Here is a 22,174-nt window from a genome sequence, read left to right as displayed (position 1 = left end):
GGCACAGGCCGTGCGATCTCAGGCCCGGTCGTCGGTGGCGGTTCGGGATTCGTCCAACTCGACGACCACCTCGGCGGGTGGGGTGGAATCCTTGAACACCCACGTCCGGTAGGCATAGAAGCGGAAGGCCGTCGCCAGGGCGATGCCGATGACGTTCGTCGAGATGTTGTAGGTGAGCTGATCGCGCATGCCGAGCAGATACCACGTCACCCCGAGCGGGGCGACGGTGATGACCATGCCGACGAGGTTGACGACAATGAAGAGGATGATGCCGCGGAGATTCGAACCCGTCGTCCGGTCGCCGTAGGTCCACAGCCTGTTGCCGATCCAGACGACGATCATCGCCACGATCGTCGAGACGATCTTCGCCTTGATCGGGCTTCCGTCGAGGAGCGCGGGGATCGGCCCCAGACCATACGCGAGGACGTTCGAGAGCCCCACATCGACGACGAAGCCGACACCGCCGACAGTGAGGAACTTGAAGGCTTCCACCGCGAGGCGCCGCAGCCGGGCCGATACAGACTCTTTCATGACAGCACTACTCTAGAGCCCAAGCTTCATGACTCGCTGAGCGTCCTCAGGTGTGTCTCGACGTTGTGCCCGCGCAGTGCCGAACCCGATGACGATGAAGAGAACCGCCCGCCAGATACTCGACACAACCCGCCTATCCGATGGCCGCCTCGCGGTCGTGCACTCTCGCGACTCGAGGCCCGGGGCTCCCGCATCTCTATCGACAAGCGACAATTTGCGCACAAGGGGGCTTGTGCTCCCGGCGATGCGGACCTACTCTCAGAAATGGAACCTCGCTCACACAGGAGTAGAAGGAGACGGCGAAATGGCAGACGATCGCCCAGGCGTACCTGGAAATCCGACCTCAGCCGAGCCCACACCCGAAGAACCGACGACCCCCCATCCGCCGCTGCCGCCCAAACCCGATCAGAGCGGTCCTCGGCCGACGACGCCGACAGGGGTGCCCAGCAAGGACAGTCAGGCGGACCAGGCTCAGCAAGGTGACTGGCTGACTAGCGCGCAAGGGGCACGGCTGGTCGACACCGATCATTCGCTCAAGGCCGGCCCCCGAGGACCGGTCCTGCTTCAGGATCACCACCTGCGCGAGAAGATCACTCACTTCGACCACGAGAGGATTCCCGAACGAGTCGTCCATGCCAGGGGTGCGGCGGCGCATGGAACGTTCGTCTCCTATGGCACCGCGAGCAACGTGACAAAGGCGGAGTTCCTCCGCAAGGGCGTCGAGACTCCGGTGTTCACGCGTTTCTCCTCTGTGGTCGGCTCCCGTGGTTCAGCCGATGCCGTGCGAGACACCCGAGGCTTCTCCACGAAGTTCTACACCTCTGACGGCGTCTTCGATCTCGTCGGCAACAACATCCCGGTCTTCTTCATCCAGGACGCCGTCAAGTTCCCTGATGTCGTCCATGCGGCGAAGCCTCAACCCGACCGTGAGATCCCGCAGGCGCAGAGCGCGCATGATACGTTCTGGGACTTCGTCTCGCTGCACACGGAGGCGACCCACCACACGATGTGGCAGATGTCCGATCGCGGCATCCCACGGTCCTTCCGCACAATGGAAGGCTTCGGAATCCACACATTCCGAGTCGAGAACTCAGACGGGGACACGTCGCTCGTCAAGTTCCACTGGAAGCCGACCGCCGGGGTGCATTCGCTCGTCTGGGAGGAGGCTCAGATGGTCAACGGCATCGACCCGGATTTCCACCGTCGAGACCTTGCCGACACGATCGAAGCAGGGGCCTTCCCCGAGTGGGAGCTCGGCATCCAGGTGTTCCCCGACACCCCCGAGGAGACCTTCGAGGGGATCGATCTCCTCGATCCGACGAAACTCGTACCCGAAGAGCTCGTCGCCGTCCAACCGATCGGCAAGCTCTCTCTCAACCGCAACCCGAGCAACTACTTCGCCGAAACGGAGCAGGTGGCGTTCCATCCTGGACATCTCGTACCCGGCATCGATGTGACGAACGACCCACTTTTCCAAGGAAGGCTGTTCTCGTATCTCGATACGCAGATCTCTCGCCTCGGCGGACCGAACTTCAGCCAAATCCCGATCAACCGCCCCCACTGTCCGGTCAACGACCTCTTCCGTGACGGTATGCACCAGACCGCCGTGCACACCGGGGTCGCCCCGTACAAGCCCAACACCTTGGACGGCGGGAACCCCTTCACTGCCGACCCGGATGACGACCATACGTTCGTCGAGATCGCCCAAGAGCTGCCGAAGTCGGTCAAGGAACGCCGCTCCCCGGTCTCGTTCGACGACCACTTCACGCAGGCCCGCATGTTCTGGCTCAGTCTCACACCCGTGGAACAGTCGCACCTCGTCGACGCCTTCACCTTCGAGCTCGGAAAATGCTGGGACGAGACGATCAGGCAGCGCGAGGTCGACGTACTGGCGGCAGTCGACGCCGAACTCGCCCAACGGGTCGCTTCGGGTCTCGGGCTGAGTCCGGGAAGGCCGAACACACCCCCTGCCGACGACGTAGCCGCCAGTCCCGCACTCTCCCAGATCGGTGAGAAGTGGCCGGTCGACGGCCGCAGAGTCGGAATCGTCACCGGGTCGAAGACTGACCCGAAGCACGTCGTCACGGCTCGCGACTTCCTGGTCGAGGCGGGGATGGTGCCGATCACCATCGCTCCTGTCGGCGGTCGGGTCGGAGATGTCCCCGTCGAGCGGACCTACCTCACCGCTGCCTCAAGTGAGCTTGATGCGCTGCTGCTCCTCGACGGCGTCGACGCCGACCCGGTGGTGGGTCTGCTGCTTTCCGAAGCGTGGCGGCACCTCAAGTTCATCGCTGTCGCTGGTGGTGCGGACGCCCTTCTCGAGGAGTATGGGGTCCCTGCTTCCGACTCCGGCATCTTCACCGGCGCTCAGGTCAAGAGCCTTCTGACGAAGCTGAGAACCGGATTGGAAGAGCATCGAGCCTGGTCACGGGCTGACAGCTGATCCGCTGCGGTCCTGAGTACGGCCCTCGCTGGAACCCGTGTGACACGGGTGACAGCGAGGGCCGTACTCAGCGTCCCGGACGCTCAGCTCACTTCACGTACTCGGGGAACTCCGCAGGTGTGCCGCGCTGGGCGGCTGGGCTGATGTCGATGCCGTAGTCGCGGGCGAACCTGACCTCGGACCCGGTGTAGACGCCATCGACGCCCTCTTCGAGGGTGAAGACGCGGGCACCGCGCAGTTGGTTCCGCTTCTCCCCCGGCAGCCCGTAGGGTCCGAAGCCGGTCGACGGAGAGTAGCCGAGTTCGATGCCGAAGTAGTTACCCGAATAGGTGTTGATGTGGTCGTGACCGACGAACAGGCCTTGCACATCGCCTCTCGAGAGCATCGCGTTGAACATGCCGGAGTTGAACGGCCCCGGGCACTCGTTCTCGTTCCGCTCGCCGACGATCGAGTGCTTCTTCTTCGCCGCCGGGTGGGCGGACTCGCCGCGGAAGTCGATGCTCGAGTACCACATCATCCGGTGCTCGTGGAGCGCGATGTGCTGGAAGACGAGGCCAGGGACGAGACGGCCGGCGCGCTCTTCGAGGGCTCGTGACGCCTGGGCGTACCATTCGATCTGGTCGAAGCGCAGCCAGTCCCAGTTCGGGTAGCCCTCGAGGCTCTGGCCGGCGATCTCCTTGGGGGCGTAGCGGCCGGAGTCGAGGAGCCAGATGGCGAAGGCGTCATCGTCGCCGGTCGACGAGGAGACCGTGACCACCTGATTCGAGGTGCCGGTGACGTCGGCGCCGGTGGTGTTGAGGTTATAACGGTACTGGCTGATGAAGTCGATCATGTCCGCTTCGTCGAAGCCCGTCTTGCCCGTGCTGTCCTCATCGTGGTTGCCGAAAGTCAGCGCCCAGGGGATCTGCCGCTGCTCCATCGGCAGGACGACGTTGTTGATGGCCTGTTTGACCTCGGTGACCGTCTTCGGGCCGCCGTCGATGACGTCGCCGTTGATGACGACGAAGTCCGGCTTGGCATCGTCGAGGACCGCATTCTGCAGTTCGGTCGTGCGCACATCCGTCGTGTGGGAGTCCTGGGTGTCGTTGAACTGAACGATGGTGAACGCGCCCGACGCGGGGAACGCGAGCTCGCCGCGCACGATCCCCTCCTCGGACCTCCCCTTGTCCTTCTTGGCCTTCTTCGGCTTCTTGTCCTTCCACGGCTTCGCCGCCGCAGGTACCGCGCCGATGCCGGCCAGTCCGGCGCCGAGCGCCGTCACGCCTGCGGCTTGGAGCATGCCGCGCCGGTTCCACGCCGCCGAGCCCTTCGAGCGCTCGCTGTCTGCTCGGCGATCCTCGGTGCCGTTGGGGGTGTCGTCGTTCATTCTCCGCCTCTCTGTCGCGTTCGGCTGCGACGCGGACATGCGCACAGCCACGACGATCGAGACTATGGACGGACAATGTCATCGGATTGAACCCAGAGGTAACTTCCGCGGACGAAACCACGACCCCAGATGTTCACTCAGGGCGCGCGACCGCCTTCGACACCCCTCGCCGCTGAGGTCTTCGTCACGTTCGGCTCGCTATGCGTCCTTTTGTGTCATGGGCACCACAGCCTCATCACACACCTTGGCATGCTGAATCGTCCGCACATGTGCCCTCACCCGGTGCCTGTGCGCCCCGACGAGGGAGCAGGCCACCGCCTGCCACCCACCCCAGACATCCCAGGAGGAGAGGCCCGTGATCGAACTGCGCGGTCTGCGGAAGGTGTTCGGCAACACCGTCGCGCTCGAAGAGATCGACCTCAGCGTGCCTGCGGGAGAGATCCACGGCATCGTCGGTCGCTCCGGCGCCGGCAAGTCGACGCTCATCCGCTGCCTCACCGGCCTCGAGCGTCCGACCTCGGGCACGGTGTCGATCGACGGCACGGATCTCACCGAGCAGACGGGTGCCGGGCTGCGCCAGGCAAGGCGCAACATCGGCATGGTCTTCCAGCACGTCAACCTCCTCGATTCGCGCACCGCGCTCGACAATGTCGCCCACCCGCTGCAGATCGCCGGTGTCGGCAAGGCCGAACGTCAGGCGAAGGCCCGGGAGCTCCTCGAGTTCGTCGGCCTCGGTGACCGCCTCGACAACCATCCCGCGCAGCTCTCCGGCGGTCAGCGTCAGCGCGTCGGCATCGCCCGTGCTCTCGCCGCCGAACCGAAGGTCCTCCTCTGCGACGAGCCGACCTCGGCCCTCGATGCCTCGACGACCGAGCAGATCCTCGGCCTCATCCGCTCCCTGCGCGACCGTCTGGGCATCACCGTCCTCATCATCACCCACGAGATGTCCGTCGTCCGCGAGATCTGCGACTCCGTGACCCTGCTCGCCGATGGTCGGGTCGCGAAGACCGGGAAGCTCGCCGAGGTGATCGCCGAACCGGGTTCGTCCCTGGCCAAGGATCTCGTCCCCCTCCCTCCCGTCAGCCTCGGCGACGGTGAGTCCGGGATCGTCGAGGTGGCTCTGGCGGGCACGACGCTGCCGCGGGTGCTCACGTGCGCTGGCAGCGTCGACATCGGCGCCGATGCGATCCTCGCCGGTGCCGTCGAGACCGTCGAGGACCGTCAGGTCGGTCGCATCCGCTTCTCCGTCTCCGGTCCCGACCAGGCGGGGGAGCTCATCGCCGCCTTCGACTCTGAGGGCATCCACGCCGAGGAGGTGGCAGCCAAGTGAACGATCCCATATGGTTCGACAACCCCGCGATCACCGACCAGATGTGGCCGGCGACGATCGAGACCCTGCTCATGACCCTGTGGTCGACGGGGCTCGCCGTCCTCCTCGGGCTGCCCCTGGGGATCTGGCTGTTCACGACGTCGAAGGGCGGGCTCAACTCGCACCCCGTGCTCTACCGGGTGCTCTCCCTCATCGTCGACATCACCCGCTCGATTCCCTTCATCATCCTCATCATCGCCCTCATCCCGTTCACCAGGTTCATGGTCGGCACGGCGCTGGGGTGGCAGGCCACCGTCGTCGCGCTCACGGTCGGGGCGATCCCCTTCTATGCCCGCCTCGTCGAGAACGCCCTGCGGGAGGTCTCCGAGGGCAAGGTCGAAGCGGCGCTGATGATGGGGGCCTCGAACGGCCAGGTGATCCGGCAGGTCTATGTCCCCGAAGCCCTGCCCGGGCTCATCGGAGCGGCTACAGTCACCGCGGTCACCCTCGTGTCGTACACGGCGATGGCCGGAGCGGTCGGCGGCGGCGGGCTGGGAGCGCTCGCGATCTCCTACGGCTACCAGCGCTACCAGTCGGACACGATGCTCGCCTGCATCATCGTCCTCGTCCTCATCGTCGCCCTCATCCAGTTCACCGGCGACCGGATCTCCCGCCTCGTCGACCACCGCTGAGGCGGCCCGACCCGCACCCTCCCGTGGTCACACCGCGGACCCGACAGACCTTCACCAACGAACGACACAATCAAGGAGAGTCATGAAGACCACGCTCATCGCAGTCGCCGCGGCAGCGACCCTGGCCCTGACCGGCTGCGGCCTCGTCGGCGGCGGCACCGACACCGTCGGGCAGAAGGACGGCGACGTCACCAAGCTCACCGTCGGCGCCACCCCGGTGCCACAGGGCGACATCCTCCGCTTCGTCGACGAGAACCTCGCCGCCGATGCCGGACTCGACATCGACGTCAAGGAGTACACGGACTACACCCTGCCGAACAAGGCGCTCTCCGACGGCGACATCGACGCGAACTACTTCCAGCACAAGCCGTACCTCGACTCCGAGATCGACGGCCAGGGCTACGAGATCACCGGCTTCGAACCGATCAACCTCGAGCCCTTCGCTCTGTTCTCGAACAAGGTCAAGGACGTCAAGGACCTGCCCGAGGGCGCGAAGATCGGCATCAACAACGACCCCGCCAACCAGGGTCGGGCGCTGAAGATGCTCGAAGAGGCCGATCTCATCACGCTGAACGACGGCGTCGACGCGGTGAGCGCGAAGCTCTCCGACGTGCGTGACAACCCGAAGAACATCGAGTTCGTCGAGGCGGACGCCGCCCAGCTCGCGCGCACCCTCGAAGACGTCGACGCCTCCGTGATCAACGGCAACAATGCGCTCGAGGCCGGCCTCAGCCCCGCCAAGGACGGCATCCTCATCGAATCGGCCGAGAACAACCCGTACGGCAACTTCCTCGCCGTGCGTACGGAGAACAAGGACGATGAGAACATCAAGAAACTCAACGACCTGCTCCACACCCCCGAGGTGAAGAAGTTCATCGAGGAGAAGTGGTCCGACGGCTCGGTGCTCCCGAGCTTCTGATCGGCTGAGCGGCTGGGCCTCACTTCGCCCACCCCGCACCGAGAGAGCGCCCGTACCGACGGTGATTCCCGTGTGGAATCCGCCGCTGACGCGGGCGCTCTTTCGCGTCGGTCAGCCGAGCGCGGCCTGCACGTCGTCGACGATGAGGTTGCCGCCGATGACCCCGATGCCGACCATCCATGTGTCGTCCTCGACGGGGAACACCTTCCCGGCCGCGACAGCAGGCTGTCCGCCCCACAGTTCGGTGACCGTCGACTGGGTCGTCGCCTCGGCGTCGGCCCCGGCCCCGGTGTGGAAGACGACGTCACCGTCGATGAGCTCATAGCGCTCGGGACTGAGCTCCATCATCGAGTACTCGTTCCAGTCGCGGACCCCCAGGTCGAAGCCCATATCGGTGAGGATCGAGCCGGAGAACGTCTCCGGTCCGTAGAGGCGGAAGCTCTCGGTGCGGAAGCGTACCATCGAAGCAGTCGTGCCCTTCGCACCGACCTCCGCGCCGACAGCGGAGGCCCGGGAGGAGAGATCATCGAGAAGTGTGTCCATCTCCTCGGCCCTGTCCACGGCGGCGGCCGTCAGCGTCGCCTGCTCGGTCCAGTTCGTTCCCGAATCAGCGGCGAAGACGGTCGGAGCGATGGCGGAGAGCTGATCGTAGACCTCCTCGTGGCGGACCTTCGAGCCGAGGATGAGATCGGGGTCGAGCTGCGCGATCGCCTCGAGGTTCGGCTCCATGATCGTCCCGACCGATTCCGTTCCACTGAGGTCAGCGGCAAGATAGTCGGGGAATCCCGTGCCCTCCCGGACCTCCGAGGCTCCGACGGGCGTGACGCCGAGGGCAATGAGGGCGTCGAGAGCCGGAGAATCGAGGGCGACGACACGCTGCGGCGCGCCGGCGAACTCCACCTCGCCCATCGCATCGGTGACGGTATAGGCTGCGGCGGATTCGGAGGCACCCTGTCCGCTCGCGGCTGCCGTGCAGCCCGAGGCAAGAAGAGCGATGCCGAGCATCGAGGCGGACAGTGTCAGGAGGCGGCGAACGCGATTCGTCTTCACAACCTCTGGATCCTAATGAGTTTGGATAGCCTAACCAAATCGCTCGCGAGCATCTCTCCGCCCGCCATCAGGGCACCTTGGCAGGGCACCTGGTCCGCAATCCTCGGGCCCTCAGTGCCGCCCGGCCCAATGGGGGGCTGCGCATGAGCCCGAGGACGTTGCCGAAGGGGTCGATCACCGAGGCGGTGACGAACTCCTCCCCGCGCGGGGTCACCGGTGAGTGCACCGAGGCGCCCCGTGAGACGAGGTCGTCGAGCGTCGCATCGACGTCGTCGACGTGCCAGTACGTCACCGAACTGCTGCCCGGTGCTGTGCCCTCCGGCGCGAAGACCCGGCTCATGATGCCCAGTTCGTCCTCGTCTGGTCCGATGCGGAACTCGATGTAGGCCGGCTCGCCCTCGGGCGGCTGTAGGAAGTACGGTGAGATGCCGAGGACGTCGGCGTACCAGTCGGCCGCCGCGGCGACGTCGTCAGCGGTGAGGACCATCGTCGTCAGACCTGTCAGAGTGCTCATGTCGTTCTCCTTAATCGGCGTCGTGTCGACGCGGGTGTGGGGTCATCGTCGATGATTCCGCCCAAAGTGCTCATCCTCTGACTACTTTTCCTGGAATACTCGGACCATGCGCGCGGACAGACTTCTCGCCCTCCTCCTCTTCCTCCAGAGCCGGGATCAGGTCACCGCCGCCGAGGAGGCCACCGAACTCGAGGTCTCCCTCGCCACCGCCCGACGCGACCTCGAAGCGCTGTCGGCCGCCGGAGTCTCGGTCCACGTCCGGCCCGGGCGCGGAGGCGGGTGGGGGCTGCTCGGGGGTGCGCGTACGAACCTCACCGGGCTCGGCGGGCCCGAAGCGCGGTCGCTCTTCTGGATGCTCGGCACGGCCGGGCTCTCCGACCCCGACACCCGGCTCGCCACGCGCAAGCTCATCCGCGCGCTTCCCGAGAGCCTGCGCGCCGAGGCGGAGGTCCTCGCCACGACGATCCACTACGACCACACCCCGTGGAGTCGGACGCCGATGAGCGACGACGCGTTCCGGGACAGACTCGAGGCTCTGCGCGCCGCTCTTATCGGTGACCGCCTCATCGAGGCCGACTACACCTCACGCGAGGGCACCGGCCGCCACACGGCCCTGCGGCCGCTCGGACTCGTCGCGAAGGCCGGCGTCTGGTACCTCGTCGCCGACCCTGCGGACACCGCGGACACCGCAGACGGAGCTCGGACCTACAGGGTCGACCGCCTCGGCGGTGTCGTCGTCGGACCCCCGCGTCCCGAGGATGACCCGACGAGGACGGGTCGCCCGCGCGATTTCGATCTCGCCGGATTCTGGGCCCGCCACGTCGCCGATGTCGAATCCCTCCGCTCATCGGTCACGGCACGGATCCGCTGTCCGGCCTGGACGCTGCCGATCCTCGAGGCCCAGTTCGGTCGGTACCTCACGGTCGTCGCTGAGGACACGGACACCGTCTTCGTGACGGTGGGCGGCAACCTCGTCGTCGCCCTCGCCGAGCAGCTCGCCGGCTGGGGACGGACCCTCGAGGTCCTCGACCCGCCGGAGGTCCGCACCGAACTCGCCCGCATCGGCGCCGAACTCACAGACGCCTACTCGCACTCCCCCACCGATGACACAATGCGAAGACACCCGCATCCGACTCGACCCACCCGGGAGGCACCATGACCACGACGATCGGAATCATCGGCGTCGGAGAGATCGCCTCGGCGATCGTCGACGGACTGTGCGCCGACGACGCACCGACTGCGCGAGGCACCGAGGCGACCGCGCCCGACATCGTCCTTTCCCCACGCAGCCGCGAGCGCGCCGCCGACCTCGCCGAACGTCATCCGCGCGTCGAGGTCGCCGCCGACAACCAGGACGTCGTCGACCGCAGCGACCTCATCATCGTCTCCGTCCTTCCCGACCAGGTCGACGACGTCCTCACCGCCCTCGAGATCCCCGCCGACCGCACCGTCGTCAGTGCGGTGGCGGGAGTGCCGTTCGACAGGCTCCGCGCGCTCCTGCCCCACGATCCCCGTATCGTCCGCGTCATCCCGCTGCCGGCCGTGCGCGAACGCCGCGGGGTCACCGCCGTCTTCCCTGCCGAGTCGGCGACCGTCGAACTCTTCGACCGCCTCGGCGGCACCGTGGTCGCCGAGACCGAGGCGATGTTCAGCACACTGTCGGCGACGACGGCGACGATGTCCGCGCACTTCGCCTTCCTCGAGGTCATCACCGACTGGCTCATCGACCAGGGTTGGGCGCGCACCGATGCTGAGACCATCGTCCGCGGACAGTTCGTCGGTCTTGGGACGACACTGGCAGAGACCGATACGCCGATCTCCGAGCTCGTCGCCGCCCACGAGACTCCCGGCGGACTCAACGCCCAGCTGCGGGCCGCGTGGATGGACGAGGCCACACGGGCACGGCTCGCGGGCGCGCTGACGGCAGTGCTCGAGCGGGTGAGAGGCTGACCGACCCCGACGCAGGTCACATACGGCGGGTCCCTATAATCGCAATCATGCCTCAGCCGTCTCCGATCACCGTCTCGATCACCCGCACCGTCCTGCCCGGACAGCACCGCCGCTTCAACGCGTGGGTCCAGGCAGGACAGGAACTCGTCCGCGAACGCACCGGCTACCTCGGGTCCGGATGGGTGCGGACCTCTCCGGACTCCGACGAATGGCACGTGCTCTACCGCTTCGCCGACGCGAAGTCGCTCAAGGCCTGGGACGAATCCGACGACCGGCAGTGGTGGATCGACAGCGCCGCCGAACTCGTCGAGACGACCAAGGTCGAGCACCGCACGGGCATCGAGGGCTGGTTCGAACCGCAGGGGGAGAACGCGGTGACGATCCCGGAGACCGTCGTCCCGCCGAGGTGGAAGCAGGCCGTGAGCATCTTCCTCCCCTTCTTCCCCCTCAGCCTGCTCTCGACGTTCCTCCTCATGCCGCACCTCGAGAGTTGGCCGCCGGTGCTCGCGGTCCTCCTCAACATCTGCATCCTCACCCCGCTGATGACCTACATCTTCCTGCCCGTGAGCACCCGGCTGCTGCGCCCGTGGCTGCAGAAGCCCCGGAACTGACGACAGGCGCGCAGGGCGGCGCGGACCGCGCCGACTCCAACCAGCCGGGTGAGCCGGGGACGCCGATCGCTCAGAACAGCCCGGTGATGTCCCCGTCCTCGGTGACGTCGATCTTCAGCGCCGAGGGCTCCTTCGGCAGGCCGGGCATCGTCATGATGTCCCCGGCGATGACGACGACGAATCCCGCCCCCGCCGAGAGCCGGACGTCCCTGACCTCGATGACATGGCCTGTCGGGGCACCGCGCAGGCTGGGATCGGTGCTCAGCGAGTACTGGGTCTTCGCGACGCAGATCGGTGCGTCCCCGTAGCCCTCCTCGGTGATCTGCTTCAGCTTGCGCTTCACCTTCGCAGGGATCTCGACGTCGGAGGCGCCGTAGATGCGCTGGGCGATCGTGCGGATCTTGTCCTCGAGCGGCTGGTTCAGCTCGTAGCTGTACCGGGCCCGCTCCGCCGGGTCGCCGTCCCCGGCGTTCCGGGCAGCCTCGACGACCGCCTCGGCAAGGCGGAGCGCACCCTTGCCTCCGTCGGCCCAGTGGATCGATTCGACGGCGGCGATACCGAGCGAGTCAAGGTGCTCGATCGCGGCGGCCATCTCCTCATCAGTGTCCGAGGGGAAGCGGTTGAAGCACACGACCGGGGTGAGGCCGTAGATCTCGCGTAGGTTCGTGCAGTGGTGGACGAGGTTGCTCATCCCCTCGAGCACCGCCTCGGTGTTCGGGGTCTGGACGTCCTTCACCTCAACGCCCCCGTGGTACTTCAGGGCGCGGAGGGTGGCGACGACGACCACGGCCGATGGCCAGATCCCGGCGGCCCGACACTTGATGTCGAGGAACTTCTCGGCCCCGAGGTCGGCACCGAAGCCGGCTTCCGTGACGACCCAGTCGCCGAGGGTGAGCGCCGCCTTCGTCGCGAGCAGGCTGTTGCATCCGTGGGCGATGTTGGCGAACGGCCCGCCGTGGATGAACGCCGGCGAGTGCTCGAGGCTCTGGACGAGGTTGGGGGCGAGCGCATCACGCAGCAGCGCGGTCATCGCGCCTGCCGCACCGATGTCGGCCACCGTGACGGGGGTGCGGTCGCGGGTGTGGGCGAGGACGATCCGTCCCAGCCGTTCCTTGAGGTCCGCCACCGAGGTGGCCAGGCAGAACACCGCCATGACCTCGCTGGCGACGACGATGTCGAAGTGGTCCTCTCGGGGCACTCCCCCATTGAGTCCGCCGAGGCCGATCGTGACGTTGCGCAGGGTCCGGTCGTTGAGGTCGACGACCCGGCGGATGTGGACGCGGCGGGGGTCGATGTCGAGTTCGTTGCCGTGGTGGATGTGGTTGTCGAGCATCGTCGCGGCGAGGTTGTTCGCGGCGGCGATCGCGGCGAAGTCCCCGGTGAAGTGGAGGTTGATGTCCTCCATCGGCACGACCTGGGCGTATCCGCCGCCAGCTGCCCCGCCCTTCATCCCGAAGACCGGTCCCATGCTCGGTTCGCGCAGGGCGAGCACGGCCTGACCGATCTCCGGATTCGTCTTCGCCAGTTCGTTGAGACCGTCGGTGAGGCCGATGCTCGTCGTCGTCTTGCCCTCCCCGGCCGGTGTCGGGCTCATCGCGGTGACGAGGATGAGCTTGCCATCCGTGGCCGACTCCGCGGCCGCGTCGAGGACATCGATGGGAACCTTCGCCTTCGTCCAGCCGAACGGGACGATGTCCTTCGGATCGAGGTTCAGCGCGGCGGCGATGTCGACGATGGGATCGAGCTCGGCGGCGAGGGCGATGTCCAGATCAATGCTCATAGTGCCCATCATGCCTGCCATAAGTCGTTTTGTGACAGCCGACACCCGGGGAATCTCCCGCACGACACCTGAGTCCCCTCTCCCCCTGTCCGGCACCGTGATCTCGTGTCAGTCCGAGGGTCTATCGTCAGACCATGGACGAGGAACGCCCGCCACCCGAGTTCGTCTCCGTGACCGTGCGCGCCGATGCCCACTCGCCGCCGACGACGGCCGAGATCGCCACATGGCAGCTGGGCCCGGCGAGCGGGGACGGCCGCGACGACGTCGTCATCTGCCACGGCACTCCGTGGTCGTCACGGATGTGGTGGCCGCTCGCGCGCACCCTGAGCTCGACTCACCGTGTGTTCCTCTGGGACATGCCCGGCTACGGTGCCTCGATCACCACCACCGCCGAGGCGGGGGTCCCCGTCGATCTCGTCGCCCAGCGCCGTCGACTGGCCGAGCTCATCCGCCGGTGGCGTCTCGAGCGACCGCACGTCATCGCCCACGACATCGGCGGAGCCGCCGCCCTCGGTGCGCATCTGCTCGAGGGAGTCGAGTTCGCCTCGCTCCACCTCAGCGACATCGTCACCCTGCCCCCGTGGGGCTCACCGTTCTTCAGGCTCGTCGCGGACAACGAGTCGGTCTTCGCCGCCCTTCCCCCGCCGCTGCATCAGGCACTCGTCCACGCCTACATCACCGGCGCCGGCGGACCGGAACTTTCGGAGGAGTGGGTGGATGAACTCGCTCGACCGTGGTCGACTCCGGACGGGCAGGCGGCGTTCTATGCGCAGATCGCCGCCCTGTCACCGGTGGACACGGAGCCGATCTCCGAGCGCCTCGGCCAGGTCCGCTGCCCCGTGCGGGTCGGCTGGGGCGAGGACGACCCGTGGCTCCCCGTCGAGCAGGCGGGCCGCCTCGCCGAAGCGCTTCCCGGCCCGGTCGATGTCACCCGCTTCCCCGGGGTCGGGCATCTGGCCGTGCTCGAGGCTCCCGAAGCGTTCGCCGCTGAGGTGACCACGTGGCTGACGATCAGCTCGGCGTGAGGTCGCCGGGAGCTCCGCTCCCGACGAGCACTACCGGGCATGGTGTGCGGCGCGGAACTCCTCCGGTACCCTGCCCTGTCCGGTGGCGAGGTCGGCGGCGAGTTCGCCGATCATCGGGGCGAACTTCGCTCCGTGACCCGAACACGCGGAGACGAGGACGACGCCGTCGGCGGAGTCGATGAGGAAGTCCTCGCTCGGAGTGTTCGTGAACAGGCAGGTCGTTTCCGCGTAAGGCTCGGGGGCGAGGCCGGGCAGGTGCTGTCGGACGTAGTCGGTCATCCGCTCGCGCATCTCGGGGGTGATCCGGCCGTCCTGGTCGAGCGCGGAGGGGATCACCCTGCCCCCATTGAATTCCGCGAGCTTGAGCCCCGAGAAACCGGCGTCGCGCCCACCCGGCAGCCCATAGGTGAAGATCTCCCCCGATTTGTGGATGAACGTCGGCCACGCTGCCGCAGGCTGTCCCGAGTCGTCTGCGTTGCGATAGGGGAAGTGGAAGGCCTGCTCCTGCCGCACGTCGAACCTCGGCAGCGCAGCCCGGAAGCCCTCCGGCAGACCGAGGTGAGGGAGGAGGGCCGGCAGGAATCCGCCGGCTGCGACGATGACGGTGTCCGCGTCGACGGCACCCCCGCTCGCCGAGGTGACACGGAAGCCGCCCCCGGACCGTCGTCCCACCTCGGCGACGGTCCAGTCCTCGAGGACGCGGACCCGATCGGTGGCGACGGCGAGGTCGAGCATCGCCGTCACCGCGGTCTCGGCGTCGATGACGCCGGCTGCGGGATGCCAGAGGACCTCGGTGTCGAACCTCATCTGCGGCCACCGCGCGGTCGCCTCTGCCGAGGAGAGCACCTCATGTTCGATGCCGACGGTGTCGAACACGGCGGCGAGCTCGCTCACGTGCCTGACCTCGCCGTGGTCGACAGCACCCGTGGCGGTGATGAGCTCGACACCGGCGGCCTGTTCGATGTCGGCCCACAGCGCGCGGGAGGCGACGACGAGGTCGACGTAGAGGCGCTGCGGATAGGCGAAGCGCAGTATCCGCGCCGAACCGTGCGAACTGCCCAGCGCAGTGGCCGGTGTGTGCTGCTCGAGGACGGTGACGTTCTCTCCGCGGTCGGCGAGCGCACGTGCCGTCGCAGCACCGGCGAGTCCGGCTCCGATGACGATGTGCTCGGTCATGGAGAGCCTCCCCTTGGGTGACGACTGCGGCTGTCCTTCGAGCCTAGTCCGTCTGGCAGGATCCGGCGAACGCGGATCGCACTATGCGGTCGGCACGAGCTCCCGCCTGTTCGCGGCCATGATCGACAGGGCCACGGCCGCCGCGGCCACGGCGATGGCTCCCCAGATGCCGACGACCGCCCAGGCCGCACCGGCGATGACGAGCAGCGGGGCGAAGGTCACCGCGGCGATCTCGACGGGGATGACGGGCAGGTAGGCGAGCGAGAAGTCCTCGAGGGTGCGCGACTTGAGCTTGGGGTCGACGATGCGCAGCAGGGCGATGCCCGTGGCCACGGCTCCCGTCGCCCAGCCCCAGGTGAAGAGCTGGCGCTCGAACCACCCTTCGCTCATCACCCGCGGGGCGACGACGAGGCCGAGGAAGAGGCAGACGGCGAGTCCGACGATGAAGAGGATGAGCAGCGACAGCCACTGGTCGGCGACGAAGCTCGGGACGACCGAGGCGATGCCGCAGACGATGAGGACGTCGGTCGCGGTGCCGGAGATCGAATTCTGCGTCTCCTTGTCGATGAACTTCGTCGTCTTCGTCGACACGAGGATGCCACGCAGCAGCAGTCCGACGATGAAGGCGATCGAGAAGAGGGGGAAGGTCACCGCGGGCATGAGGTCGCCGAGGATGAGGTTGACCCCGTACGCACCGGCCGCGACCGCGACGATGATGCCGGCCTGGAACGTCAGGGATTCGATCGCGCTGGCGGAGAACATGTGCGTGCCGATGCGCGGCTTGTCCTCGTCGTGGTCGAGGACGCCGGTGCGCAGTTCCGTGGGGACCGTGCCGATGCCGGCGAATTCGCGCGCATAGCCCTTCTTGGCGCCGAACTTCGCCTGGATGATCCCGCCGATGATGCCCGTGAGCATGCCGACGGTCGCGGCAGTGAAGGCGAGCGACTGCACGGAGGGGTCGCCTGCCTCGGTGAAGACGGTGCCGATCGCCGCCGCCGAGCCGAACCCGCCGGCCCATCCGGCGAAGAGGAGGAGTCCGACATGGTCGGGTGCGCCGAGGAGGGGGCCGAGGAGGAAGAGGACGAGCCCCATGCCCAAGGCCGTCTGGGTGGCGTAGATGAGCACCCCGTAGCTGGCGAAACCGGCGACCGAGCGGCCGATCTTGAAGATGTTGAAGTCGCTCGTCAGCGACAGGCACGCGAAGACGACGACGATGAGCAGGGAGCTGTACGTGCCGAGCTGGTCGGAGAAGGGCAGCCAGCCGGGACCGTTGGGTCCGAACGCGAGACCGATGAACCCGGCGATGACGCCCGCGGGGACCATCATCGTCTGCAGGACCCGGATCCGGGCACGGAGGATCGTGCCGATGACGAGGAGGCCGCCGATGAGTCCGGCGTCGACGAGCAGGGCGTACGGGGTGAAGGGTGTGGGATCCACGGGGCGGGTCTCCTAGCTCAGGGCATGCCTGAGGGCATGGCGGTGCGATGGGCGGCAGCCGGGGGGCCGACAGGCAGGCGCGGGGCCGGTGCCTACTTCGGGTCGGGCAGCATTCCCGCGGCGGCGACGGCGCTGCGGACGATCTCGGGCAGACCGTACTCGGCCTTCCAGCTGAGCAGGGCCGAGATCCGGGTGACGTCGGCGACGAGGGCAGGCGGGTCACCGGCCCGCCGCTGCCCCATCTCGGGGACGATCTCACGTCCGGTCGCCTCGGCGATGGCATCGATGACCTCCTTGACGGAGGCTCCGGTGCCGGTGCCGACGTTGAACACGGTTTCGGTGGTGTCCCCGGACTTCATGTAGTCGAGTGCCGCGATGTGGGCCTCGGCGAGGTCCTTGACGTGGACGTAGTCACGGATGCACGTGCCGTCGGGAGTGTCGTAGTCGTCGCCGAAGATCACGGGGGCCTTGCCGGCGGCGAGACGTTCGAGGACGATCGGGATGAGGTTCATCACCGCGGTGTCGGCGAGTTCGGGCCAGCCCGCGCCGGCGACGTTGAAGTAGCGCAGCTTGACGGCGTTGAAGTCCTTGCCGCGCATCGTCGCCGAGGTGATCGCGTTGTCGATCATCCATTCGCCGATGAGCTTGGTCTCCCCGTACGGGTTGATCGGTCGGCAGTCGAGGTCCTCGGGAACGAGCGCGACGTCGGGCATGCCGTAGGTCGCGGCCGAGGAGGAGAAGACGAGCGAGTCGATGCCGGTGCGGTCGACGGCAGCGAGCACGTTCGCCAGCCCCCCGATGTTCTGTCGGTAGTAGTGCAGGGGCAGTTCGACGGATTCGCCGACCTGCTTCTTCGCGGCGAAGTGGATGATCGAGTCGACGCCGTGCTCCTCGATGGCGGCGACGAGGCGGTCCTCGGCGTCAGAGGCTGCGAGGTCGAGGTCGAGCACGGGCAGTCCGTCGACGCGTTCGGCGATGCCCGTCGAGAAGTCGTCGACGACGAGGACGTCGTCACCGCGCTCCGTGAGCAGCCGTACCACGTGCGAGCCGATGTATCCCGCACCTCCGGTGACCAGAACCGCCATGCATCTCCTTCTTCGCTGTGTCAGTGACCGGCATCCCGGGTTGCGCCTCGGCGATGCCGGGTCAAGCTTAGACGGGCCAAGGGTCCGGGCGCCACGTGCGCTCCTGACCAGCGCTGATTCGGCGTTCGGGTGCCTTGTCCGCGGCCGGCGGGGTGACCGGTGCGGAGATCAGGTGTCGGTGACCGCGGCCGTGACGAGGTGTTCGGCGATGGCCAGCGCCGAGGTGGCTCCCGGGGAGGGTGCATTGCGGACGAACATCGTCGGTCCGGCCCGGTCCATGACGAAGTCGTCGACGAGGGTGCCGTCGCGGTTCATCGCCTGGGCTCGGATGCCCCGGGTCGCCCGGTGCCCGGTGGCCCCGGCGAGCTCGGGCACATAGCGGGCGGCTTCGGCGACGAAGCGCTCGGTGGAGAGGACGCCTCCGATCTCACGCCAGGCGGTGGCCATATTGCCGGCGGCGAATCGCCAGAAGCCTGTGTCAGCGGCGACGGCAAGCGAATCGCGGAGGCTGAACCCGAGCCCCGAATAGCCCTCCCGGGAGAGGGAGAGGAAGGCGTTGGGTCCGATCATCAGGCCGCCGTCGATGCGGCGGGTGACGTGGACGCCGAGGAAGGGGTATTTCGGGTCGGGGACCGGGTAGACGAGGCCGTTGACGACGTCGCCGGCACTGTCGTCGAGGATGAAGTACTGGCCGAAGAACGGCACCACCGAGGGCTGGCGGCTCTCTCCGGAGCGGGCGGCAAGTCGGTCGGATTGGAGGCCCGCGCAGGCGATGACGGCATCGAATTCGTGGGCGTCCCTGTCCGAGCGGACGAGGGCACGCTCCCCTCGCGGTCCCCGACGGCGCTCGATCCGGGACACCCGCGTCGAGAAGCGCACCCGACCGCCTCGGCGTCGGAAGTCGGCGACGACTGCTGCGGTGAGTCCGGGATAGTCGACGATCGCCGTGTGGGGTGAGTGGAGGGCGGCGACGCCGCGAACGCCCGGTTCGACGGCACTGAGCTCATCGGCGTCGAGCATCGCGACGTCGGGGACGCCGTTGGCTTCGGCCCGCTCGAAGATGGAGCGCAGCCGCGTGACCTCGACGTCATCGGTGGCGACGACGACCTTCCCGCACTCGTCGACGGCGACGTCGTGGGCGTCGGCGAACTCGCGCAGCAGGGTCACCCCGCGACGGCACAGCGTCGCCTTGAGGCTGCCCGGTTCGTAGTAGAGACCCGCATGGACGACACCGGAGTTGTGTCCGGTCTGGTGCGCGGCCGGTCCGCTCTCCTTCTCGTAGAGGGTGACATCGACCGCGTCGTCGCGCAGGAGAAGCTCTCTCGCGACCGCGGCACCGATGATGCCCGCGCCGATGACGGCGACACGTCTGCCCATGGGCGCCCTCCTGCGGCGGCTCGGCCGCCCTCGATCGTCACGGTTCTCGCACCCTATCGAAGGATGTCGACATACGCGATGAACGCCTCGCAGACTGGACTCCTCTCGCGGGCGTCACCTCTGTAGTTCTCATTAACGGCGCTTAAGACGGAGGTTTGGTCAGGACAGTCCGGCGGGACCGATCTGCCTTCTGAGCGCTCATCCACGCGTCGGACGCGGCCCGAATCTGCCGTCGCATCGCCACTCCTGCCAGGCAGGAAGAGGGGACTCGGCGGCCAGGTGCTCACCGATCGACCGAAGCCGCCCAGCTGGGTGTCCGGTGAATCTCGCCCGTAGTTGAATTCATAATTACTACCCACTACACCTCTGCTGGACTCTGCACTTTCTACCTTCCGGTAACAGTAACGGATTTATAACGTTATGAATTACCTCGTGATTACTTTTTCATGACTCCGTAATCTCGTGATGGAACGCTCGGCAGACTGCCGGTGCGCACTCAGCCAATGCTCAAGAATCAACGCCGATCTCTTCCGAAGTGGGGGCCATGACGACTCGCAGCCGATCCAGCAACCGACGTCGCGCCACGCTGGGCGCAGTCGCCGCCGCCACGGCGGTCGGCCTCACCGTTCTCATCACCGCGCCGGGGACCGCTGTGCCCGTCGACCCGGATGAGCTCGCCGAGGCCCACGGCCAGCTGATCGACACCGACATCATCAGCGCCGACCTTCTCGACGTCTCCTCCGCCCGAAGCACCTACCCGTCGAGTCCGACCGCGGATCACACTCCTTTCGATGTGGCCGCACTGCAGGCGCTCAACGTCCAACTCCCGAACGTCTCGCTGCCGCTGATCAGCGGTGACGATGGAAACGGTCTGCTCCACCTCGGCGAGGTCGGCGCGTTCAACGCCTTCGGTCATGCTCCGTCGTACGACAGCGCAGTCGCGAGTGCAGGCGCAGTGGGCGAGGACGGGGCGATCAACGTCGATCCTGCCAACCCCGGCGCTTATGGCAATGCTCGGGTCAGTCTCACTCCCCTGCTGCGACAGCTCGGGCTCAGCGATGTCACCGACGAGGTCGTCGATGACCTCAGCCTCGAACTCGGTGCGCTGGCCTCGCGTGCCGAGGCTGACTCCGAGACCGTGAGTTCGGATTACGTCGTCGCAGACGGCGTGCTCACGCTCTCCAGCCCTGCCCTGGCGGACCTCTCGGATGCCCTCGAGACTGCTGTCGACGGCTCCGGCAGCGCACTCGAGGATGCCATCGGCGACGAGGGGCTCGCCGGCGAACTCGCGAAGATCGGTGTCAACGTCAACGCAGGCATCGCCTCGGTGAGGGTCGGCGGAGCGGACACCACAGTCAGTGTCGAGGTCAGGGATGTTCTCAACAGCGTCGTCGAGAACGCCGTGCGGGACAAGCTCGAGGACAAGTCGGGCATCGTATCGATCGACATCGCAGAGGGGGACATCGCGATCGATCTCGCGAAGATCGTCGAGGGAGGCAACGGCGAGGATCTCAATGGACTGGCGCCGAACACGAAGGTGCTCACCTCGAGCACGATCTCGACGATCACGACAGCCGTCGCCGATGCTCTCGGGGCGCTCAGCGGTCGTGTCAACGAGACTCTCACCGAGGCACTCAACGATGTGCACGTGAAGATCGAGCTGCCCGGACGGATCTCGGCCCTGGGGGTTCCCGCGGTCACCGGCACCGTGACTGTCGACGCGACTCTGGGGCAGCTCGCGGGAACCGATTCCTCACAGCCCACGGTGACGACCGATCTCTCGTTGCTCGGAGTCCCTGTCGGGACCGTGCTGGGCGCGATCACCACGCCGGTGATCGATGCGGTCCTCGCGGTGACGAAACCGGTCGTCGGTTCGATCATCACCGCGACCGCCGAGGAGGTGTCGGGCTCCGTCACGGGACTGATCGATCCCGTCCTGAGGACTCTCGACCCAATTTTCGGGGCACTTGACGAAGTCATCGACCTCACCATCAACGAGCAATTCACTACGCCGGTGCCACAGCAGGGCGATCGGGCGGAGGCGTTCGCAGCCGCGGCGGCACCGCGGGACATGTTCACGGTCAACGCGGTCAGCCTCGAGGTTCTTCCCGGCGCCGACGCGGTCGACGTCAACCTCGCGTCGTCGTCGGTGCGCACCAGCGCCGAGGACGAAGCCGACCCGGACGCGAACACGAACGCCGCGGCATCGGCGTCCGCGTCAGCCACCGCCGACGACGACGGCAACCCCGCAGCCCAGGCTGCCTCGGAGGCCGCAGCCGACAACGATGCGAACACGACCGCGTCGGCAGCAGCTGACGTCAACGCTGAAGCGGCGGCCGAATCGGCAGCCACCGAGGATGCGTCGTCGCAGGCTTCGGCCGATTCAACGACAGATCCGAGCGCCTCGTCGACAGCGGCGTCGCAGGCTGCGGCGCAGGCGGACAACACTGACGACACCAATGCGGAGGCCTCTGCAGCCGCTGACGCCGGACCTGCGGCCGCCGCAGAAGCCGCGTCGACCGCTGACTCGTCGAATGAAGCCTCGGCGCAGGCTGCGGCCGATGCCGACGCTTCGACGGATCCGGACGCTGCGGCAGACCCAGACGCGGCCGCCGACCCGGATGCAACCGCAGATCCGGACGCCTCGGCGGACCCGGACGCAGCCGCGGATCCAGACGCGGCCGCCGACCCTGATGCAACCGCAGATCCGGACGCAGCCGCAGACCCGGATGCGGCAGCCGACCCCGATGCCTCGACTGATCCCGACGCGACGGCAGATCCAGACGCGGCAACCGACCCTGACTCAGCCGCGGACCCGGATGCCTCGACAGACCCGGATGCCTCCACCGATCCCGATGGCGCAGTCAACGTCAACGCCGCCGCTTCCGCCTCGGCATCGGCCACCGCCG

Annotated in this window: 18 protein-coding genes; 9 read left to right on the top strand and 9 right to left on the bottom strand. The window is 67.3% G+C overall.

Features of this window, described 5'->3' with window-relative positions; translation table 11 throughout:
* Positions 1-18 precede the first annotated feature (18 nt).
* Entirely contained in the window at positions 19-531 is a 513-nt protein-coding gene (locus BC102111_RS13620) for a GtrA family protein (protein ID WP_101624612.1), read from the bottom strand.
* Between the two features lie 304 nt (positions 532-835).
* On the opposite strand from BC102111_RS13620, the gene BC102111_RS13615 reads away from it, so the two are divergent.
* Complete coding sequence (locus tag BC102111_RS13615; protein ID WP_101624611.1) at positions 836-2,974, top strand: catalase; 2,139 nt, start codon at positions 836-838, stop codon at positions 2,972-2,974.
* A gap of 88 nt (positions 2,975-3,062) precedes the next feature.
* On the opposite strand, the gene BC102111_RS13610 is transcribed toward BC102111_RS13615, so the two are convergent.
* Complete coding sequence (locus tag BC102111_RS13610) at positions 3,063-4,340, bottom strand: metallophosphoesterase family protein (RefSeq protein WP_101624610.1); 1,278 nt, start codon at positions 4,338-4,340, stop codon at positions 3,063-3,065.
* Between the two features lie 355 nt (positions 4,341-4,695).
* On the opposite strand from BC102111_RS13610, the gene BC102111_RS13605 reads away from it, so the two are divergent.
* The 3 genes from BC102111_RS13605 to BC102111_RS13595 all read left to right on the top strand — a co-directional run bounded on the left by BC102111_RS13605 (position 4,696) and on the right by BC102111_RS13595 (position 7,260).
* Complete coding sequence (locus BC102111_RS13605) at positions 4,696-5,670, top strand: methionine ABC transporter ATP-binding protein (RefSeq protein WP_101624609.1); 975 nt, start codon at positions 4,696-4,698, stop codon at positions 5,668-5,670.
* Positions 5,667-6,341, top strand: a complete 675-nt coding sequence (locus BC102111_RS13600) for a methionine ABC transporter permease (protein ID WP_101624608.1) — start codon at positions 5,667-5,669, stop codon at positions 6,339-6,341. Before BC102111_RS13605 ends, BC102111_RS13600 begins: the two co-directional genes overlap by 4 nt.
* An 82-nt stretch (positions 6,342-6,423) precedes the next feature.
* The gene (locus tag BC102111_RS13595; protein WP_009376268.1) at positions 6,424-7,260 is read left to right on the top strand and encodes a MetQ/NlpA family ABC transporter substrate-binding protein; all 837 of its coding nucleotides are present in this window, start codon (positions 6,424-6,426) and stop codon (positions 7,258-7,260) included.
* A gap of 111 nt (positions 7,261-7,371) precedes the next feature.
* On the opposite strand, the gene BC102111_RS13590 is transcribed toward BC102111_RS13595, so the two are convergent.
* Together BC102111_RS13590 and BC102111_RS13585 are read right to left on the bottom strand one after the other, a co-directional pair.
* Complete coding sequence (locus BC102111_RS13590; protein WP_232252495.1) at positions 7,372-8,310, bottom strand: ABC transporter substrate-binding protein; 939 nt, start codon at positions 8,308-8,310, stop codon at positions 7,372-7,374.
* A 67-nt stretch (positions 8,311-8,377) separates the two neighbouring features.
* On the bottom strand, positions 8,378-8,824 hold the full coding sequence (locus BC102111_RS13585; protein ID WP_197907814.1) for a VOC family protein: 447 nt from the start codon (positions 8,822-8,824) through the stop codon (positions 8,378-8,380).
* 106 nt (positions 8,825-8,930) lie between these two features.
* On the opposite strand from BC102111_RS13585, the gene BC102111_RS13580 reads away from it, so the two are divergent.
* Genes BC102111_RS13580 through BC102111_RS13570 form a run of 3 tightly spaced genes read left to right on the top strand, consistent with a single transcriptional unit; the run spans position 8,931 to position 11,385 of the window.
* Positions 8,931-9,983, top strand: a complete 1,053-nt coding sequence (locus BC102111_RS13580) for a helix-turn-helix transcriptional regulator (protein ID WP_101624607.1) — start codon at positions 8,931-8,933, stop codon at positions 9,981-9,983.
* Positions 9,980-10,774 (top strand): NAD(P)-binding domain-containing protein, encoded by a 795-nt coding sequence (locus BC102111_RS13575; protein WP_101624606.1) that lies wholly within the window; start codon positions 9,980-9,982, stop codon positions 10,772-10,774. Before BC102111_RS13580 ends, BC102111_RS13575 begins: the two co-directional genes overlap by 4 nt.
* 47 nt (positions 10,775-10,821) lie before the next feature.
* A complete protein-coding gene (locus BC102111_RS13570) occupies positions 10,822-11,385 on the top strand; it encodes an antibiotic biosynthesis monooxygenase (protein WP_063250675.1) in 564 nt (187 codons plus the stop codon).
* A gap of 70 nt (positions 11,386-11,455) precedes the next feature.
* Here the strand turns inward: BC102111_RS13570 and BC102111_RS13565 are convergent, their stop codons facing one another.
* Positions 11,456-13,165: a formate--tetrahydrofolate ligase gene (locus tag BC102111_RS13565; RefSeq protein ID WP_101624605.1), complete on the bottom strand. Its 1,710-nt coding sequence runs from the start codon at positions 13,163-13,165 to the stop codon at positions 11,456-11,458.
* A 134-nt stretch (positions 13,166-13,299) separates the two neighbouring features.
* Here BC102111_RS13565 and BC102111_RS13560 point away from each other — a divergent pair, with 134 nt between their 5' ends.
* Positions 13,300-14,190 carry an alpha/beta fold hydrolase gene (locus BC102111_RS13560; RefSeq protein WP_101624604.1) on the top strand — a complete coding sequence of 297 codons (891 nt, stop codon included), beginning with the start codon at positions 13,300-13,302 and terminating at the stop codon, positions 14,188-14,190.
* 30 nt (positions 14,191-14,220) lie between these two features.
* On the opposite strand, the gene BC102111_RS13555 is transcribed toward BC102111_RS13560, so the two are convergent.
* The 4 genes from BC102111_RS13555 to lhgD form a co-directional block, all read right to left on the bottom strand.
* A complete protein-coding gene (locus BC102111_RS13555; protein WP_101624603.1) occupies positions 14,221-15,366 on the bottom strand; it encodes an FAD-dependent oxidoreductase in 1,146 nt (381 codons plus the stop codon).
* 81 nt (positions 15,367-15,447) lie between these two features.
* Positions 15,448-16,803, bottom strand: a complete 1,356-nt coding sequence (locus BC102111_RS13550) for a sodium/glutamate symporter (RefSeq protein ID WP_101624602.1) — start codon at positions 16,801-16,803, stop codon at positions 15,448-15,450.
* A 92-nt stretch (positions 16,804-16,895) separates the two neighbouring features.
* Positions 16,896-17,888 (bottom strand): UDP-glucose 4-epimerase GalE, encoded by a 993-nt coding sequence (gene galE / locus BC102111_RS13545; protein ID WP_101624601.1) that lies wholly within the window; start codon positions 17,886-17,888, stop codon positions 16,896-16,898.
* Between the two features lie 168 nt (positions 17,889-18,056).
* Entirely contained in the window at positions 18,057-19,265 is a 1,209-nt protein-coding gene (gene lhgD, locus BC102111_RS13540) for an L-2-hydroxyglutarate dehydrogenase (protein WP_101624600.1), read from the bottom strand.
* A 544-nt stretch (positions 19,266-19,809) separates the two neighbouring features.
* Here lhgD and BC102111_RS13535 point away from each other — a divergent pair.
* Positions 19,810-22,174, top strand: a 2,365-nt coding sequence (locus BC102111_RS13535) for a choice-of-anchor G family protein (protein ID WP_146001430.1), incomplete at its 3' end; no start/stop codon positions are given.

It is taken from the genome of Brevibacterium casei CIP 102111 (assembly GCF_900169275.1).
Classification (GTDB): domain Bacteria; phylum Actinomycetota; class Actinomycetes; order Actinomycetales; family Brevibacteriaceae; genus Brevibacterium; species Brevibacterium casei.
The sequence above is the reverse complement of the archived record's forward strand: the minus strand, read 5'-3'. Positions and strand labels throughout refer to the sequence as shown.